Origin of the sequence: Trichlorobacter lovleyi (assembly GCF_015239775.1) — a bacterium.
In the GTDB taxonomy this organism is placed as follows: domain Bacteria; phylum Desulfobacterota; class Desulfuromonadia; order Geobacterales; family Pseudopelobacteraceae; genus Trichlorobacter; species Trichlorobacter lovleyi_B.
Genome location: NZ_CP058409.1, coordinates 1837630 through 1855342 on the forward strand (window position 1 = coordinate 1837630; position 17713 = coordinate 1855342).

12 protein-coding genes and 2 tRNA genes are annotated in these 17713 nt (G+C 54.3%); all 14 read left to right on the forward strand.

Annotated elements, in window-relative coordinates; all coding sequences use genetic code 11:
• Window positions 1-62: 62 nt before the first annotated feature.
• The 14 genes from FY034_RS08465 to FY034_RS08530 all read left to right on the forward strand — a co-directional run bounded on the left by FY034_RS08465 (window position 63) and on the right by FY034_RS08530 (window position 17690).
• Window positions 63-2090 carry a TonB-dependent receptor plug domain-containing protein gene (locus FY034_RS08465; protein ID WP_265555170.1) on the forward strand — a complete coding sequence of 676 codons (2028 nt, stop codon included), beginning with the start codon at window positions 63-65 and terminating at the stop codon, window positions 2088-2090.
• A gap of 11 nt (window positions 2091-2101) precedes the next feature.
• Entirely contained in the window at window positions 2102-2656 is a 555-nt protein-coding gene (locus tag FY034_RS08470) for a YfiR family protein (protein ID WP_265555172.1), read from the forward strand.
• Window positions 2653-4884, forward strand: a complete 2232-nt coding sequence (locus FY034_RS08475; RefSeq protein WP_265555174.1) for an ATP-binding protein — start codon at window positions 2653-2655, stop codon at window positions 4882-4884. Before FY034_RS08470 ends, FY034_RS08475 begins: the two co-directional genes overlap by 4 nt.
• The gene (locus FY034_RS08480; RefSeq protein ID WP_265555176.1) at window positions 4881-7535 is read left to right on the forward strand and encodes a CHASE domain-containing protein; all 2655 of its coding nucleotides are present in this window, start codon (window positions 4881-4883) and stop codon (window positions 7533-7535) included. Before FY034_RS08475 ends, FY034_RS08480 begins: the two co-directional genes overlap by 4 nt.
• Window positions 7528-8688, forward strand: a complete 1161-nt coding sequence (locus tag FY034_RS08485; protein WP_265555177.1) for a response regulator — start codon at window positions 7528-7530, stop codon at window positions 8686-8688. Before FY034_RS08480 ends, FY034_RS08485 begins: the two co-directional genes overlap by 8 nt.
• Entirely contained in the window at window positions 8681-9865 is a 1185-nt protein-coding gene (locus FY034_RS08490; protein WP_265555178.1) for a hybrid sensor histidine kinase/response regulator, read from the forward strand. Before FY034_RS08485 ends, FY034_RS08490 begins: the two co-directional genes overlap by 8 nt.
• The gene (locus FY034_RS08495; RefSeq protein WP_265555179.1) at window positions 9862-10245 is read left to right on the forward strand and encodes a response regulator; all 384 of its coding nucleotides are present in this window, start codon (window positions 9862-9864) and stop codon (window positions 10243-10245) included. The genes FY034_RS08490 and FY034_RS08495 overlap by 4 nt, the downstream gene beginning before the upstream one ends.
• A complete protein-coding gene (locus FY034_RS08500; protein WP_265555181.1) occupies window positions 10242-11480 on the forward strand; it encodes an ATP-binding protein in 1239 nt (412 codons plus the stop codon). The genes FY034_RS08495 and FY034_RS08500 overlap by 4 nt, the downstream gene beginning before the upstream one ends.
• A gap of 165 nt (window positions 11481-11645) precedes the next feature.
• The gene (locus FY034_RS08505; RefSeq protein WP_265555183.1) at window positions 11646-14042 is read left to right on the forward strand and encodes an ATPase, T2SS/T4P/T4SS family; all 2397 of its coding nucleotides are present in this window, start codon (window positions 11646-11648) and stop codon (window positions 14040-14042) included.
• Between the two features lie 19 nt (window positions 14043-14061).
• Entirely contained in the window at window positions 14062-14619 is a 558-nt protein-coding gene (locus FY034_RS08510) for a response regulator (RefSeq protein WP_265555185.1), read from the forward strand.
• 103 nt (window positions 14620-14722) lie between these two features.
• Window positions 14723-14798, forward strand: a tRNA-Ala gene (locus FY034_RS08515).
• Window positions 14799-14843: 45 nt separating this feature from the next.
• A tRNA-His gene (locus tag FY034_RS08520) sits at window positions 14844-14919 on the forward strand.
• 371 nt (window positions 14920-15290) lie between these two features.
• The gene (locus tag FY034_RS08525; RefSeq protein WP_265555187.1) at window positions 15291-15587 is read left to right on the forward strand and encodes a hypothetical protein; all 297 of its coding nucleotides are present in this window, start codon (window positions 15291-15293) and stop codon (window positions 15585-15587) included.
• A 252-nt stretch (window positions 15588-15839) separates the two neighbouring features.
• Window positions 15840-17690, forward strand: a complete 1851-nt coding sequence (locus FY034_RS08530) for a diguanylate cyclase domain-containing protein (protein ID WP_265555189.1) — start codon at window positions 15840-15842, stop codon at window positions 17688-17690.
• The last annotated feature ends 23 nt before the right edge of the window (window positions 17691-17713 follow it).

Genomic DNA, 17713 nt, shown 5'->3' on the forward strand with positions numbered 1-17713 from the left:
CAGGGTGCAGGCCGGACAAGGAGCCGCTTTGGGTTCCGGCTGCCGGTTGAGAGGAGGGCGGCATGAGGCAACGTATTGCAACCGGGGTTGTTGTCTGTCTGACAGGGATCTGCTGGTCTGCCGGCAGTGCCTGTGGTGCAGAACGGAACATTTACGACCTGAGTCTGGATAAACTGTCTGAACTGGTCATAACCGACAGCAAGGTGGCTCAGTCCCAGGATACCGTGACCCAGAAGGTGGAACTGTTCTATCCTGAAGAGTTCGAGCAGCAGACCAGCTACAACCGCAATATTGCCGAACTGCTCAAATACACCTCTGGTCAGTTTGTGAATCCGCTCTCCCGTAATGATGCCAACTGGGGCTCATTTGGCGGTTTGGGCCCCAAGTATAACGGCTACCTGCTGGACGGCCTGCCGATTGACTCCTTTGTGGATGCCATGAGCCTTGATCCCTGGGCCTTTGGCCAGGTGGAAATCCACAAGGGGCCGGCTTCGGTCATGTATTCCAACTATCTGACCATGGATTTTGCCGGCAATGAAACGCCACTGGCTGGCATCACCAACTTTATTCTGAAGGAACGGATTGACCATACCGCCACCAGGGCGCTGGTGGGGTATGGCAGCTACAATACACTGGATGCCCGTTTCTACCACCAGGGCCGCAAGGAAAACCTGAACTACTTCATGGGGGTCAGTTATGAACAGTCTGACTATACCAATTACGGCACCACCGGTTCATGGCTTAACATTCTTAAAGATCCTGAATATGACAAGATCAAACTCTACGCCAAGCTGACCTACCTGTTTGACCGGGATGACCACAAGCTGTCCCTGTTTGCCCACCACACCCAGCATTCCGGTGATGCAGGCCGTCCCAACCGTGATTTCAACCATCAGTACGATACCGTCAATGCCAGCTATAGCAACCAGATCACCAGCGCTGTCAATCTGCAGCTGAAGAGTGGTTATCGCAACTACGACCGGCGCTGGGCAGAGGATAATTTTCCTGCCAACCTGGGACTGCGTGAACATGACGGTGTTGAACAGCAGATTTTCCCTTCTGACTTGACCCTGAGTATCAGCCATGCCGGTAACAGTCTGTTTACCGTCGGGGCCGATTCCCAGGTGGCAACCTACAAAACCTCTGTAGAGACCAATGGCAGCAAGAGTACTGGCAGTGACGTGACCGCCTATTCAACCGGTATCTTTTTGCAGGAAAAGTATGTGCTGGATAAATGGGTCTTCCGGGCTGGAGGCCGTTTTAACTATACCCATCACAGTTATGATCTGTTTAATGGCGTGGCCCCTCCCAAGCATGACAATAGCTGGGAATCCCTGCTCTGGAGCGTCGGGGTGCGTTACAATGCCAGCCCTGAAATTGCCTTCTACAGCAACGCCGGATCAAGTTTTGTGGCGCCATCAGCCAAACAGCTCGGCGGAACCGTCACAGCCATGAGTACTGCTAACGGGCAGTTGCCCAGTTTTGACCTCAAGCCTGAACATGGCATCGGTACTGATCTGGGGGTTGAGCTGCGCCCTCTGGACAGTCTGATCATCGGCCTGCGCGGGTTTTACAACCAGGTGGAAGATGCCATTGTCGAAAACGTGGTCAGCACGACGCCGTCGCAGAGCAGATCAACCAATGCCGGCACCACCCGTTCCTATGGTGTGGAACTGAATCTGGATCATCGGCTGGCTGATGAGCTGCGCTGGTTTGCAAACGTTACCTATACCGCTACCACGGTGGAAAACCCGCTGGACAGTGATCAGGACGGGGCCGATATCTCGTTTGTGCCTGATTATATTGCCAATATCGGCCTGACCGTTAATCTGCCGTTTGATATCTCGCTTTCACCCTATCTTCAGATGGTGGGCAACTACTATGACAGCACCTCAAAAAGCAGCCGCAGGTCATTTGGTCCCTATCAGGTGCTGAACTTGAAGGCACACAAGACCCTCTTCAAAACAGCAGATTACACCATGAAGGCAGCTCTTGAGCTAAACAACCTCTTGAATAAGCGCTATGAAATGCCCTGGCAGTTCCGTGACCCCGGTTTTAATGCCTATGGCAGTCTTGAAGTGACCTTCTGAAAGGGGCTTTGATGAACGTCGAGCATCGTTTTCATAGCCTTGTCGTACCAAGAATGCTGGTCTGGGTTGTTCTGGCCGGCCTGCTGCTGCCGCTAACGGCAGGGGCCAGTGATCTCGAAACCAAGATCAAGACCGCCTATATCTACAACTTCACCAAGTTTATCGACTGGCCTGCTGATGAGGGGAAATCAACCTCTGAACCGTTCAGGATCTGTCTGATCGGTTCAGATCCGATCCGCACCACACTGGGGGAGTTGACCAACCGTGAGGCCAAGGGAAGACCGATCAGAGTCGTGCGGATCAAGGAGCCCTCGGGGCTGTCTTCCTGTCATCTGCTCTACATCAGCCGTTCTGAAGAAACGCAGCTGGCGCTGATACTGCAGCGGCTGCAGGGTACGCAAGTGGTGACAGTCAGCGATATTCCCCAGTTTGCCCAACGGGGCGGGATGATCAGCTTTGTGACGGACAAAGAGAGGGTCAGGGTTCAGATCAATCAGCGGACAGCCCGCGAGGTCGGGGTAAAACTGAGCGCCAAGCTGCTTGAGATCGCGAGGGTGGTGCAATGACCGTACTGCTAAAAGGTAAGGACTATATCCGACACCTGCCGATCAGAAAAAAACTGGTCCTGATCGCCATGGTTACCACGGTTATCGGCCTGCTGCTGGCAAGCACCGCCTTCATGGCCTATAGCCGCTACCGGATCAAACAGAACATGGTGCAGGATCTTTCCTCGCTTGCCATGCTGATTGCCGAACGGAGCAATGCTGCCCTGCTGTTTGATGATCCTACCCTGGCAGCGGACAACCTGGCCTCATTACGGGTCAAACGCTCTGTGAGTGCTGCCTGTATCTACAAGCAGGATGGGACGGTTTTCTCTGCTTATTCAGCAGTCAGGAATCAGCCGGTCTCACTCCCCGGGGCGGCGCACGAACGGCTACATTATTTTACCTCCCGCCATCTGTACGTTTTTGAGCCGATGCTGCTGGACGGCAAACAGATCGGTACGGTTTGTCTGCAGGCAACCCTGATTGAGCTGGATATGCTGATGCAGAGTTATCTGCTGTTTACGCTGCTGGTGGTCAGCTGCTCAATCCTGATTGCTCTGGTGTTGTCAGCGCGCTTGCAGGGGATCGTCTCTGAGCCGATTGCGGCAATGACCCGTACCGCCGAACTGATCAGTGCCCAAAAGGACTATTCGGTGCGGGCTGAACGCCAGAGCAGCGATGAAATCGGCGTGTTGGTTGAGGCGTTTAACGGGATGCTGGAAACCATTGAAACCCAGAATGCCGAGCTGTTGAATAATAACCGGCGCCTTGAAGAGCGGGTTGACGAACGGACCCTGGCTCTGAATGAGGCCAAAGAGGCGGCTGAGTCTGCCAACCGGGCCAAGTCGCTGTTCCTGGCCAATATGAGCCACGAGATCCGTACACCGCTGAATGCTGTGTTGGGGTTCAGTCAGATTGTCCTGCATGACCCAAATCTGTCAGCAGAAAATCGCCATAACCTGCAGACCGTCAACCGCTCCGGTGAGCATCTGCTGACCCTGATCAATGATGTGCTGGACATGGCCAAAATCGAATCAGGCCGGATGGTCCTTGAACGGGCAACCTTTGATCTGCCGGGGCTGTTTGCTGATGTAACCGATATGTTTACCCCCCGGGCCACTGGCAAGAACCTGCAGCTGGTCCAGGAACTACAGCCTGATCTGCTGCGCTATATTGAAGGGGATGCGGGCAAGCTGCGCCAGATCATCATCAACCTGCTGGGCAACGCGATCAAGTTTACCGAACAGGGCGGGGTTGCGCTGCGGGCACGAACCTGTCAACGGGATCAGCACAGCTGGCTTGAGGTGGAGGTGGAAGACAGCGGCCCCGGCATTGCAGCCGACGATATCCAACGGGTCTTTGATGCCTTTGAGCAGTCTGAAACCGGTAGAAAAACCCAGGGGGGCACCGGACTGGGGCTTTCCATCAGCCGCGAATATGCCCGCTTCATGGGCGGCGATCTAACGGTCACCAGTCAACGAGGGCAGGGGACCTGCTTCCATCTATGCCTGCCGGTGATTGCGGCAGAACATGGGCCGGTAGCTGCTGCTACCGGACAGCAGCGCCGTCCGCTGCGTCTGAAACCGGGACAGCAGAGCTGGCAGGTGCTGGTGGTGGATGACCGTGACACCAACCGGGAGATCCTGGTCAAGATGCTTGCACCGCTGGGCTTTAGCATGATTGTGGCAACAAACGGACAGGAAGGGCTGGAGCTGTTTCAGGCCCATGGACCGCAACTGGTCTTGATGGATGTGGTGATGCCGGTCATGGATGGCCGTGAGGCAACTAGGCGTATCCGTGAGCTACCCGGAGGCGCTGACGTGCCGATCATCGCCATATCGGCCAGTGTGTTTGAAGATCAGTTGCAGGAGATTATCAAGGCCGGGGCCAGTGATTTTCTGCGCAAGCCGCTGCGGGAAGAAGAGCTGTTGGCAAAGATAATCCAGTTCCTTCCGGCAGAGTTTGAGTATGCAGGAGGGGATGACCTGCCTTCAGCAGAACAGCATGCGGAGCTGTCGCCCCGTGAGCTGACCGAGGCGCTGGCGCTCTTGTCCAAGGTCCAACGTCAGGATCTGCTTGATGCTGCCCAGCAGCTGGATAAGGGGCGCATTGTAACATTGCTTACAGGCCTAAACAGTCTGAGACAACCGGTTCTTGACCATATCCGTTCCCTTGCAGAAACCTACCGCTTTGATCTGCTGGAAGAGGTACTTATCCAGACATCAGCAGGAGAGGGGGGGGCATCATGAATCCTGAGCCGTCTGGAACAGCTGCGGAGCAACGTCGCCGACTGCATTGGAGCGTTCCGACCGTAGTCTTGTCAGGGGTGATGATAACGATGGTGCTGTTTGGTCTGGTCAGACAGTCTGAACTGGCCTCTTTTAAAACCGGTCTGGAAAGCGATGTTGCTCTGCGTACCGACACCATTATTAACAAGATTAATGACAGCCAGCTGGTGGTAATCGCATTACGCAGTTTTTTTACTGCCTCAGATGAGGTCACTCGTAAGGACTTTTCCGATTTTACCCTGCCCTTTTTGCAAGAACGTAACGAGATCAAAGCCCTTTCCTGGAATCCCCGTATAACTAATCAGCAGCGGAAACACTTTGAAGATCAAGAGGGTAGCGAACAACAGCGTGAGCAGTTCGCTATCACTGAGCGAGATAGTAAAGGCGGCTTGATTGCAGCAGCTGTTCGTGACGCCTACTATCCGATCCACTATATTGAACCACTGGCTGATAACCGTAAGGCGCTCGGCTTTGATGTGGGGTCGCACCCGGTGCGGCTGGCTGCTCTGGGGCAGGCGCGGGATACCGGCAAGCCAACCGCCACGGAACGGATCATGCTGGTGCAGGATGGCCAACCCAGATACAGCGTGCTGGTCTTCAACCCGCTCTATGCCGCGGGGATGCCGGTTACCACAGTGGCAGAGCGGCGGCAGGCATTGCAGGGATTTACCGTAGTGGTACTGAACATGGAAAAACTGCTTACTGCAGCGCTGGGAAAGACGGCATCAATCGGCCTTCCCTTTGATCTGCTTGACCTTTCAGCCCCTAAAGAACGTCAGTTGCTCCACCATTGGTCAGCACGCCTGAATGGGAATGCTGCATGGTTTTCCAGCCTGATTCCCGATCTCCCTGCCACCACCAGAAAATTTGCTTTTTGCGGACGGGAATGGGCGCTGGTTATGGCCCCCAATCAGTCATATCTGGCCCGTAACTATCCGCTGGCTTACTGGCTGCTGTTGCCGGCAGGCTTCCTGTTAAGTATCCTGCTGGGGGCCTACTTCCGCATTCTGACCACGCAGCGACAGGCGCTTGAGGAACAGGTGCTGAAGCGGACTAGCGAGCTGCGCACAAGCGAGGCACGTCTGAAGGAGTTGAACAACAACCTGGAAGAACGGGTTTCAGAGCGCACCAACCAGCTTGAGGCTGCCATGCAGGCCCTCTCGGTTTCCAAGGAGCAGGCAGAAACTGCCAACCGGGCCAAGAGTATTTTCCTTGCCAACATGAGCCATGAGATCCGTACTCCGCTCAACGCGGTGCTGGGATTCAGTCAGATTGTGATGCGTGATCCGGCGCTCTCGCCGGATCACCGCCATAATCTGCAGATTGTCAACCGTTCGGGAGAGCAGCTTCTGGCCCTGGTCAATGATGTGATTGATGTGGCCAAGATCGAGGCAGGCCGGGTTGCCCTGGAAAAAACCGTTTTTGACCTGCCGGCCTTGCTTGATCAGCTACTGGAGCAGTTCCGCCCCAAGGCGCATGCTGTATCATTACAGCTGATGCATGAGTCGCTTGGTGATATGCCGCGCTATATAACTGCTGATGCGGAAAAGCTCCGCCATATCCTGACCAACCTGCTTGATAACGCCCTGAAGTTTACCCAGGAAGGGGGCGTTTCTCTGCGTAGCCGTGTCTGTTGCCGTGAAGGCCAGGACTGGTTGGAGATTGAGGTGCAGGATAGCGGGCAAGGCATCAGCCCTGAAGACCGTGAGCGGATCTTTAATGCCTTTGAACAGGCGGAGGCGGGTCGAATACATCAAGGCGGCACCGGACTGGGGCTGACCATCAGCCGGGACTATGCCCGTCTGATGGGAGGAGATCTGAGTGTCACCAGCAGTCCTGGACATGGTTCCTGTTTTCATCTGGTCGTACCGGTCATACCGGTCAGCGGAGAACCGGATCTGCAGCAGCAGGAACGGCCGAACCGGATCAAACGGCTAAGGCCGGGACAGCCTCCCTGCAGGATACTGGTAGTTGATGACCGCGACACCAACCGGGAAATCCTGGTCAAGATGCTTGCGCCGCTGGGCTGTACCATGCTTGAGGCAGTGAATGGTCAGGCCGGTCTGGAGGGGTTTATTACCCACAAGCCGCATCTGGTGCTGATGGATGTGGTCATGCCGGTCATGGATGGCCGGGAAGCCATCCGTCGGATCCGTGCGCTGCCTGATGGGAAAAAGGTGCCGATTATTGCCGTCTCGGCCAGCGTGTTCGAGGATCAGCTGCAGGAGGTGATGGAGGCGGGTGCCAGTGCGTTTTTGCGTAAGCCGTTACGTGAGGAGGAGTTGTACGCAAAGCTGCTCTCCCTGCTGCCGTTTGAGTTTGAGTATGTCGATGAACGGGGCGCTGGGGATGAGGCTGCTGCAGCAAGCCCGGCAGAGCTTGATCATGAGCTGGCCCAGTTGCCGCAGGAACTCTGCAGCCGGTTGATTGCCGCCGCCAGAGGCTTGGATAAGACCGGACTGCAGGAGGTGATTATGCTGTTTGCTGCTACGGCGCCAGGTCTTGCGGAACAGCTGCGATCCCTGGCTGACAGCTATCGCTTTGACCTGATTGAAGAGCTTGTCGCGCAGCGGATAAACGTTGAGGACAATGCAGGAGGACAGCATGACTGAACAGAAAGGAACTGTTCTGATTGTGGATGATACCCCGGCCAACCTGCAGCTGCTCGAATCAATCCTGCATGCGCAGGGCTATGCGGTACGGGCAGCCATCAGCGGCCCGATGGCGCTTAAGGCGATACGGATTCAGAGCCCTGATCTGATCCTGCTGGATATCAATATGCCGGAGATGAACGGCTTTGAAGTCTGCCGCGCCCTGAAGGCTGATCCGCAATTTGTGGGTATTCCGGTGATTTTTGTGTCGGCTGCGGTGGATACGGCAGACAAGCTGCGTGCCTTTGAAGAGGGTGGGGTGGATTATGTCACCAAACCGTTCCAGCCGCTGGAGGTGCTGGCCAGGGTGGCCACCCACCTGGAGTTGAAGCGACACAGGAACCATCTGGAAGAGCTGGTGCAGGACAGGACCCGTGAGCTGTTGCTGACCCAGGATGCGGTTATCTACGGGCTCGGCATCCTGGCTGAATACCGGGATCCTGAAACCGGTCTGCATATCAAACGGACGCAGCTGTATGTGAAGCTGCTGGCCGAGCAGTTGCGGCATCATGCCAGCTTTCAGGGCTATTTTGACGATACCACGATCCGTCTGTTGTACCATTCTGCACCGTTGCACGACATCGGCAAGGTCGGGGTGCCGGATCATATCCTGCTCAAACCGGGCAAGCTGACCGAGGCTGAGTTTGAACAGATGAAGCAGCATGCCGTGTACGGTCGGGAGGTGATCGATCGGATTGCGGCCGGCATGCATGACGATTCTGCTGCGTCGTTTCTCCGGCTGGCCGGTGACTGTGCCTACAGCCACCATGAGTGCTGGAACGGTACAGGCTACAACGGGCTGAGCGGTGATGCCATACCGGTTGCCGGCCGTTTGATGGCATTGGCTGATATCTATGATGCCTTGACCAGCAAGCGGGTCTACAAACCGGCCTTCAGTCATGAGCGTACCGTTGAGATTATCACTGAAGGGGATGGACGGACCGTGCCGGAACAGTTTGACCCGGCGGTACTGCAGGCCTTCATGGATCTGCAGGGCAGCTTTAAGCAGATATCCAACGCCTACCGGGATGAGGACACTGCATCTCATCTGTCCCGGTCTGCGGCTTCCGGTCTGCTATCGGAAACAGATAAGAACGGAGCCTGCCATGCCTGAAAACAGAGGGACTATTCTGGTGGTGGATGACACTCCGGCCAACCTGCAGCTGCTGGAGTCGATTCTGCAGGAAAAGGGGTATCAGGTCCGGGCTGCCATCAGCGGCCAGATGGCGCTCAAGGCAGTCAGGCATCAACCTCCCGATATCATTCTGCTGGATATCAATATGCCGGAGATGAACGGTTTTGAGGTCTGTCGTGCCTTGAAGGGCGATCAGCAACACGCCGGTATTCCGGTGATTTTCGTGTCGGCAGCAGTGGACACGGCAGACAAATTGCACGCCTTTGAAGAGGGTGGGGTGGACTATGTTACCAAGCCGTTCCAGCCGCTTGAGGTGCTGGCGCGGGTGGAGACCCATCTTGCGCTGGCCAGGGCAAAAATAACTCTGGAACGGCAAAACAGTGCTTTGGAACAGGCATTGCTGGAGCGGACACGGATGCAGGAACAGCTGCTTGAGGCCAAGGAACGGGCCGAGGCAGCGGACCGGATCAAGTCTGCCTTTCTGGCCACCATGTCCCATGAGCTGCGTACCCCGCTGAACTCCATCATCGGCTTTACCGGTCTGCTGCTGCAGGAACTGGCGGGTCCGCTTAATGCCGAACAGGCCAAGCAGCTGGGCATGGTCAAGAACAGTGCCCAGCATCTGCTCTCTCTGATCAGTGATGTGCTGGATATCTCCAAGATTGAGGCCGGCCAGTTAACGGTGGTGGCAGAGCCGTTCAATCTGACGGAGGTAATCAGGAGTGTGGTCCAGACCGTTCGCCCCCTGGCTGAGAAAAAGGGGCTGCAGCTGGCGCTGGAACTGGCTGATGATCCGGTCAGCATAACCGGAGATCAGCGCAGGGTGGAACAGGTACTTTTGAATCTGCTGTCCAATGCGGTCAAGTTTACGGAACAGGGGACGGTCAAAGTGACCTCTGTTCGAGAGGGAAACAGCTGTCTGACTACGGTAACCGACACCGGTATCGGTATTCAACCCGAGGATCTGCCTGCTCTGTTCAGGCCGTTTCATCAGATTGATACCGGTCTGAGCCGAAGATACGAGGGCACCGGGCTGGGGCTTTCCATTTGCAAAAAACTGGTTGAACTGATGGGGGGCACCATCCTGGTGGAAAGCATACCGGGGGCAGGTAGTTGTTTCGGCTTTACACTTCCGGTTGAAGGGGCTGCTGCATGAGCAGGAAAATACTGTACATAGAAGATAATGAGCAGAACCTGTATCTGGTCAGCTTTCTGCTTGAAAAACATGGCTATCAGGTCTGTTCGGCCACGGACGGGCCGCAGGGGATTGCCATGGCAGCCGCAGAAAGACCTGACCTGATCCTGCTGGATATCCAGCTGCCCAAGATGGATGGCCACAGCGTGGCCCGTGCTCTGCGCAGCAACCCGGATCTTGCGGCCATCCCGATTGTGGCGGTTACCTCCTATGCCATGGCCGGTGATCGGGAAAAGGCACTGGAGGCCGGCTGTAGCGGTTACATTGAAAAACCGATCAATCCTGACACCTTTCGACAACAGGTGGAGCAACATCTTCCGCAGCAAGGAGTAACCGAATGAGACGGGCACTGATTGCAGATGACCATAGTGATAACCTCTATTTCCTTGAGGTACTGCTGAAGGGAAACGGTTTTGATACGGTGGATACCGCTGAAAACGGGGGGCAGGCCCTGGAGATGGCCCGGAAAAATCGGCCCGATCTGGTTATCAGTGATATTCTGATGCCGGTCATGGATGGTTATGCCCTCTGCCGTGAGCTGAAGGCTGATCCGTACCTGAAAGAGGTGCCGTTTATTTTCTACACCGCCACCTTTACCACTGCAAAAGATGAGGCCCTGGCCTTGAGTCTGGGGGCGGACAGGTTCATATTCAAGCCCCAGGAACCTGATACCCTGATACAGACCATCCGGCAGGTACTGTCCGAGTCACGCCCGGTGGTTGATATACCGGCAGCTGAGAAAACTATCCTCAAGGAGTACAATGAGGCGTTATTCCGCAAGCTGGAAAAAAAGATGGCGGACCTTGAACAGGCCAACCGGGATTTGCAGCAAAGGGAGCAGGAACTGCTGGCTGCCCGTGAAGCGGCCGACTGTGCCAACCGGGCCAAAATGAGGTTTCTGCGCACCATGAGTCATGAACTGCGTACTCCCCTGAATATTATTCTGGGCGCTTTGCAGCTGAGTGAACTGGATCAGGCCTACGATGCCCGGATGACAGCCGAGGCCAAGACGGCGCTTTTTTCGATGCTGGACATGATTGACAATATCCTGGAAGCATCCCGGCTTGAGTCGCCGGGAGCGAATTTCGTTCAGGAACCGCTTCAGCTGGAGCAACTGGCGACCACGGTGAGCAGGCTGTTTTCAAATGCGGCGCAGAGCAAGGGGCTGGCCTTGCGGTTATCCCTTGCCGATGACCTGCAGCGCCGGATCGTTGCCGATGGGGTACATCTTCAGCAGATCCTGGTGCATCTGGTGAGTAATGCCATCAAATTTACGGAACATGGCAGTGTTGAGGTCCGCCTGAAGCAGGAGACCGGAACATCAGCGGACCAACCGCTGCTCAAGATTGAGGTGCAGGATACCGGTATCGGCATTGAGCCGGATCAACAGCAACGGATCTTTGACCTGTTTACCCAGCTTGACGATTCCGACAGCCGTCCTTACGGCGGTATCGGCCTGGGGCTGACGCTGACCAAGCGGTTGGTTGAACTGATGGGGGGAACCATCAATCTGCAGAGTAGTGTTGGAGCCGGTACAACGATTACGGTACGGCTTCCGATGGCTCAACTGCCGTGATCCGGACGGGCCGGGATTTCTGGCTGACCTTGCATCGCAGAAACCGTTTTCCCTGTTGCTTACTTGCTGTATGTTCAAGCAGTGCTATAGTCTCTGCACGCCTGTTCTGCAGCATGTCTTGGTGTGATGATTATGTGCCTTGCCTGAAAAGAATCACGGTGCTCAATGTCCTACTCACAACTCTTTAGAACCACTGCCTCTGCCTCCAGACCGGCCGATGACACCCTGGAACTGGAACCCCAACAGCAGCGTCAGGAGTCATTTAGCCTGCTGTTTGTGGATGACGAAGACGGGGTGTTGAATGCCCTGCGCCGGATCTTCATGGATGAGAACTACACGATCCTGACAGCCACTAGCGGTGACAAGGCGATCAGGATACTGGAGGAGCGGCAGGTCCACCTGCTGATCACAGACCACCGCATGCCCGGTATGAACGGGGCAGAGCTGTTGAAGCTGGTACGGGAACGCTGGCCGGAGACAATCCGGATCATGCTGACCGGCTATGCCGATGTCAACTCCATCATGGGGGCGGTCAAAGAGGGGGCGGTCTACAAATTCATTACCAAGCCCTGGAACGATGAAGACCTGCGGCTGACTGTGTCACTGGCATTGCAGCAGTACCTGCTGATGCATGAGAACCGCCACCTGAAGGAACTGGCCCGCCAGCAGCAGAGCAAAATCAAGAACTACGCCGGGCTGTTTGAAGAGAATCGGGGCATGCTGGGTGATATCCTGGTCAAGTGCGGCCTGATTGGTCAGGAGGAGCTGGCCCTGGCCAATAAACAGCAGGAACAGGGGGAGTTCCTGGGTGATACCCTGATCAGGCTGAAGCTCGTGACCGAGAATCACCTGGTTGCAGCGCTGCAGAAGTCGCTGGGGGTGGAGTATCTGGATCTGAGGGAACTGACGATTCCGGCCAATGTGGCGCGTTGTCTACCGCGGGAACTGTGTGAGCAGAGCCGTCTGATACCGGTCAAACTGGATGGCAGCCAGTTGACGATTGCTATGGCGGATCCGTCCGATATCCTTAAATGCGATAATATTTCGCGGGTTACCGGACTGAAGGTGATCAGTGTACTGGCTTCTTCCAGCCAGGTCGGTGAGCGTTTGCGGCAGGTCTGGGATACTGGTGATCTGGCACTAGATGAATTCAATGATCTGGAACCGCTGGACGAGATTGATATCATTCTGGATGAAGAAGAAAAAGAGGCATCGGTCGAGGAGTTGATCGGCTCATCCAAGGTGCCTCCGGTCATCAGAATTGTGAATGCAATCATGTCCGAGGCGATCCGGTATGGTGCCAGTGATATCCATATTGAGGCCAAGACCAAATATTCAGTCATACGGTACCGGATTGACGGCATGCTGCATGCCAAGATCAGGATCCCGGCCGACCTGCACGCTGCCGTTATTTCGCGGATCAAGATACTGGCCAAGATGGATATTGCCGAGCGCAGACGTCCGCAGGATGGCAGGATTACGGTTAAGGCCGGAACCAGGATCGTTGACCTGCGGGTTTCGTCACTGCCCACCATCAATGGCGAGAAGGTTGTGATGCGGATTCTGGACAAAAGTTCCGCCATCAAACGGATGGAAGAACTGGGGGTTCTGGCGGATGACCTGAACAAGATTACGATCATCAGCAAAAAACCGCAGGGGGTGATTATCGCCACCGGTCCGACCGGCAGTGGCAAGACCACCATGCTCTATTCTCTGCTGGCCGCCATGATGAATCCCAGCAAGAACTTTGAGACCATTGAAGAGCCGGTGGAGTATTATCTGGAAGAGGCCAACCAGGTCTCGATTCATGAAAAAATCGGGCTTTCCTTTGCCCAGGTCTTACGGGCCACCCTGCGACAGGACCCGGATGTGATTCTGGTAGGGGAGATGCGCGATTTCGATACCGCCGATACCGCCTTCAAGGCTGCCTTAACCGGTCATATGGTGCTCTCAACCCTGCACACCAACAGTGCCATTGCCTCCATCACCCGCCTGATAGATATGGGTATCAAACCCTATATCCTGGCCTCTGCCCTGGAGGGTATCATTGCCCAGCGACTGGTGCGGCGGATCTGTGAAAACTGCCGGGAAGAGACCGCTCCTGACCCGGAGCAGTCTGCGCTGCTGCGGGTTCCGGAAGGCCTTTTTAATGGCACAACCTTCCGTGGCGCAGGGTGCGTCCGCTGCAACAACACCGGCTATAAAGGCCGCCTGGGAATCTATGAGATCTTTCTGATGAGTGATGAGTATCGCCAGCTGATCGGCACCAGTTACAAGGAGTCGGAGATCCAGGCCATCGCCCGTGTCAACGGCATGCGCAGCCTGCTGGAGGATGGCCTGGAAAAGGTCCGCCAGGGCCTGACCACCATGGAAGAGATCCTGCGGGTGGTGGGACCGGCTGTGCGGATGGAGCGACAGTGCGATCATTGCGGCAAGCTGATGGAATCACGGCACCTGTTCTGTCCCCATTGTGGCGCGTTCCGGCAGAATTGCTGCAAATCATGTCATCAGTCTCTTGAGGATGAATGGCTGATCTGCCCGGCTTGCGGTACGGCACGTTGAACATGAAAAAGGAGTCTCTATGAACAATCCGATCCTGCTGGTTGACGATGAAGTCAATGTGTTATCGGCACTGACCCGTGCCCTTTTTGATGAGCCGTATCAGGTAACCTGTGCCAAAAGTGGTGAAGAGGCCTTGACATTGATCGCTACCACGCCGTTTAAAGTGGTGATCTCCGACGAACGCATGATCGGCATGCAGGGCAGTGAGCTGCTGGCAATCCTGAAAGAACGCTACCCCCATACGCTTAGAATTCTGCTGACCGGACATGCCACCCTTGAGGCGGCCCTGAAGGCGGTTAACCAGGGTGAAATCTATCGCTTTTTTACCAAGCCCTGGAATGACACCGATCTGAAATTTGCCATCCGGTCAGCCATAGAACGTTATGACCTTGAGGCAGAAAACCGGCGTTTGCTGGCAACCGTAAAAAATCAGGCCATGGAGATCAAGGTGCTTGAAAAACGCTACCCCGGTATCAGCCGGGTTGAGAAAGACAACCTGGGCAGTTTTGTGCTGCCGGATCTTTCTGAAGCGGAAATCAGGATGATGATGGCAGAGTGTGAAAAGGAAGTCGGTTGAAGATAAAAAAGTCTTGACCTGGACTCCCGATTGATTTATATAGTCAAGACTTTTCGCGGTACGAAAATACTGCATGAAAAGTACCCTGTTTGATTGGTTGTGTGGGGCTGTAGCTCAGCTGGGAGAGCGCTTGACTGGCAGTCAAGAGGTCGACAGTTCGATCCTGTTCAGCTCCACCATAATTGTAAAAGCCGGCTCTTGCCGGCTTTTGACATAGAGCTGTGGTGGCCATGGTGAAGCGGTTAACACTTACGACTGTGACTCGTACATACGAGGGTTCGATCCCCTCTGGCCACCCCAAAAAACATAACCTGCTGTAAGCCTGCAGGTTGCTATACCTAATGAGGTTTTTCCGATTTGTTGCCATGTCCGGTACGAACGGTGGAACCTCATTTTGCATTTTTGGACTCTGACTATTCAGCTCAACCTTCCTTTGACCATCAACAATCTTCCCCTCTGATACCTGCGAACTCAACTGGCACTGCAAACGACATGAGCTGCCTTTGTATATCGTTTGTAGGTGGACCTATAGATTGTAAATAAATTACATGTAGTTATGGTGTATCTGTACGTTTTTAATCCTTATTTGTTGAATTGTTAAATTTTGTTCGGACGCTAAAATGCAAATTATTTGCTTGATTGTCACATAATTTATGCGGTAATTTGTCCGCATGAAAGTCATATGCTCCTGTTATGGATATAGAGAAAGTGAAATTTTCCAGGAAATTCTTGATACAGGAATCTCAAGTATTCTAATCAATATTGAGACGGCCTACAATCTGGGGCTATGCAGTTGTAAAACGAATAATCCAAGCAAACAGTGCTGTTTACCAGAAGTGCGGTTGATTGCTGAAAATGCGATGATTGAACGTTTGGAAATAATCAAAACAGCTATACTTACGCTGGAGCTGCATGGTGTAAATATCGAAAGATTAAGCCAGAAAGCTAAAGAATTGTTTGATTTTTAGGGCCGTAGTTTTGCTTCCGGCAGCTTTATATGGTGTCCTCATCCTTCCTGCCCTATGGTTGGCGATCATTTTTCATCCCGTGTTATATCGCATCCGTACTCTGTTGTGCGGCCTTACAGTCCGGCAGGTAAAAGTCGGTTGCAGCGTGGCTGCTTTCCTGATCAGATTTTCAGTTGGGGTTGCTTGACAGTCTGATGTCTTGTTGTATTCTAATTTAGTTAGAAGCAGTGCCGATATCCGTCAGGAGACACAATGGCAGTCCACTCGATAACCGGCGATAGTTCTTCACTGGTTGAATTGCGCGAAATTTCAATTCTCTTTGCTGAAGACGACACCAGTGTCCGTACCCATATCTCGCGGATGCTGACGCCGGTCTGCGGTGAGTTATATACAGCAGAAAACGGTCGCGTTGCCCTTGATCTGTTTAGAAGAAAAATGCCGGATCTGGTCCTGACTGATATTACCATGCCGGCCATGACCGGCCTTGACTTGGCCCGTCAGATAAAGTTGGAACGTCCGGCAGTGCCGGTTATCATAATTTCATCCCATGACGACTCTGAACACCTGCTGCAGGCTATTAATCTCCATCTTGACGGCTACCTGACAAAACCTCTCAATGTTCAACAACTGTTTGCCAATCTGCAGCAACAGGCAATGCTGCTGCGTGCCCGTCGCCTTGCCAGCCAGCAATCCAGGCTTTTGTCCGGTGTCAATATGGCCATCCAGTATCTCCTGTCGGCTGACGCCAATCAGGATGCAGTTGATTTTGCTCTGCAGGAAATGGCCAAGGCTGCCCGGGCTGACAAGATTTTCCTTTATCACTATCAGGATGCAATGCTGGGCGACCGTGAAGTCTCATTGATCAGCGGTTTTGCCGGAGGGGAGATGGTTCTGCGTTTTCTTGATGGCGCTGAACCAGACATGCCCGAGTTGCCGTACCTTGAACGTTGGCACGGCCTGCTTTCGCAAGGAAAGTCGATTTCCGGACCCCGCTCGGCTTTTCCGGCGGAAGAACGCCATATACTGGATACCATGCGGGTGCGTTCGATGCTGCTGACTCCTATTTTTGAGGAAGGTAATCTATGGGGATTCGCCTGCCTCTGCGATATGAAACGGGAGCGTCCCTGGTCAGATGCTGAAACCTCAATGGTGATGACTGCGGCACGTGGACTGGGCAGCTTTATGGGACGACTCAAGCTGGAAGAGGAGCGTCTTGAAGCACGTAAGTCGCTTGAACTTGCCAATACGCAATGGCGTGAGACCTTTGATACGATTCCTGATATGGTCATGGTCCTGGATACCTCTCATCAGGTTGTGCATATCAACAAGGCCGCCAGAGAACGCTTGAGTATTGCTGAATCCGGCCCGAAAAGCCTGATCGGCCCCTGTTTTCAGCATGTGCATGGAGCAAGCCATCCCCTGCAGGGCTGCCCCCACAGCGCCCTGCTGAAAGACCATCAGCCCCATGAAACAGAGGTTCATATTCCACATATGAACAGCTATTTTCATATTACGGTCAACCCAACCTTTGATATGGACGGCAATCTGGCCGGTGCTGTCCATGTGGCCCGTGATGTTACCAAGCGGCGTGAAATGGAAGATCGTCTGCGGTATCTCAGCACCCATGACGAGATGACCAAGCTGTATAACCGCGCCTATTTTGAAGCCGAGGTTGAGCAGCTTGAAAAAGGGCGTGTGGCCCCGTTATCGGTGGTCATTGCTGATCTTGACGGGCTGAAAGAAGCTAATGACCGTTTTGGCCATGATGTCGGCGATGGCTTGATCAGGGCTGCTGCAGATCTGCTGCGTGAGATTTTCAGGGCCGGTGATGCCATTGCCAGGATAGGTGGTGATGAGTTTGCCGTAATCCTGAAAGGGGTGGGGGAAGAACTGCTTGCCATCATTATGGAGCGGGCGCGCCAGATGCTTGATGAAGGCGGTCATCGATCCGAACACGGCCTGAAGGTCCGCTTCTCTCTGGGCAGTGCCACAACCGGCTTTCCTGCTCGACTGCAGGATGCTATCAGAGAGGCTGATATGGCCATGTATGAAGACAAGAAGGCTCGCAAGCTGAAAGAAAACGAACTCTCAGAAATTGTCTGAACCGGGCTTTTCTCTATTCCCAT

Excerpts from the sequence above, each read along its gene's own strand:
- FY034_RS08465 (WP_265555170.1), top strand. The coding sequence starts at position 63 with ATGAGGCAACGTATTGCAACCGGGGTTGTTGTCTGTCTGACAGGGATC.
- FY034_RS08470 (WP_265555172.1), top strand. The coding sequence starts at position 2,102 with ATGAACGTCGAGCATCGTTTTCATAGCCTTGTCGTACCAAGAATGCTG.
- FY034_RS08475 (WP_265555174.1), top strand. The coding sequence starts at position 2,653 with ATGACCGTACTGCTAAAAGGTAAGGACTATATCCGACACCTGCCGATC.
- FY034_RS08480 (WP_265555176.1), top strand. The coding sequence starts at position 4,881 with ATGAATCCTGAGCCGTCTGGAACAGCTGCGGAGCAACGTCGCCGACTG.
- FY034_RS08485 (WP_265555177.1), top strand. The coding sequence starts at position 7,528 with ATGACTGAACAGAAAGGAACTGTTCTGATTGTGGATGATACCCCGGCC.
- FY034_RS08490 (WP_265555178.1), top strand. The coding sequence starts at position 8,681 with ATGCCTGAAAACAGAGGGACTATTCTGGTGGTGGATGACACTCCGGCC.
- FY034_RS08495 (WP_265555179.1), top strand. The coding sequence starts at position 9,862 with ATGAGCAGGAAAATACTGTACATAGAAGATAATGAGCAGAACCTGTAT.
- FY034_RS08500 (WP_265555181.1), top strand. The coding sequence starts at position 10,242 with ATGAGACGGGCACTGATTGCAGATGACCATAGTGATAACCTCTATTTC.
- FY034_RS08505 (WP_265555183.1), top strand. The coding sequence starts at position 11,646 with ATGTCCTACTCACAACTCTTTAGAACCACTGCCTCTGCCTCCAGACCG.
- FY034_RS08510 (WP_265555185.1), top strand. The coding sequence starts at position 14,062 with ATGAACAATCCGATCCTGCTGGTTGACGATGAAGTCAATGTGTTATCG.
- FY034_RS08525 (WP_265555187.1), top strand. The coding sequence starts at position 15,291 with ATGAAAGTCATATGCTCCTGTTATGGATATAGAGAAAGTGAAATTTTC.
- FY034_RS08530 (WP_265555189.1), top strand. The coding sequence starts at position 15,840 with ATGGCAGTCCACTCGATAACCGGCGATAGTTCTTCACTGGTTGAATTG.